1 protein-coding gene is annotated in these 596 nt (G+C 67.1%); it reads right to left on the reverse strand.

Features of this window, described 5'->3' with window-relative positions; all coding sequences use genetic code 11:
• Nucleotides 1-596, reverse strand: a 596-nt coding sequence (locus AC3WOS_RS28585; RefSeq protein ID WP_492720707.1) for an SPM autocatalytic domain-containing protein, incomplete at both ends; no start/stop codon positions are given.

The following is a 596-nucleotide window of genomic DNA, read 5'->3' on the forward strand; positions in this document are numbered from 1 at the left end:
TCGGTGCTGGTGTAGCTCGACTGCAGGCCAACCCAGTTGCCGTTGTTGCTGACGGCCGCCTGCTGGGCCTTCAAGTCCAGGCTGGCAATGCCGCGCTCGCTCAGACTGCTCAACTCGCTGGCCTGGCTGACGCCGTCCGCGTTGGCGTCCACCCACACCCGCAGGTCGGCGTAAGTGCTGTCCTTGCGGTCGATGATGCCGTCGCCGTTCTGGTCCAGTTCGGCCAGCGCCTGGTAGCCGGTGCGCGCCTTGCTGCCGTCGGCCAGCGTGACGCCGCTGCCGAACAGTTCGGCACCGTCGTTGATCACGCCGTCATGGTTGCGGTCCAGTGCCAGCAAGCCGTCGCCACCGCCGACCCAGCCGGTGTTGACTTTCTGGCCGTTGGCGCTCAGGTCGAACTGCACCCCGGCCGACAGGTTCAGCGTCTGCACGCCGTTGCCGTTCAAGTCCAGCACCAGCGGCGTGACGCCGATATAGGTCAGGTGCGTGATCTGGCTGGTGGTCATCGCGCCGACCTGGCTCGACGTCAGTGCCTTGGTCTCGCTCGACGTCAGCGCGCCCACCTGGCCGGTGGTCAGCGCCAGGATCTGCGAGGT

This window comes from Rugamonas sp. FW305-51, assembly GCF_058786935.1.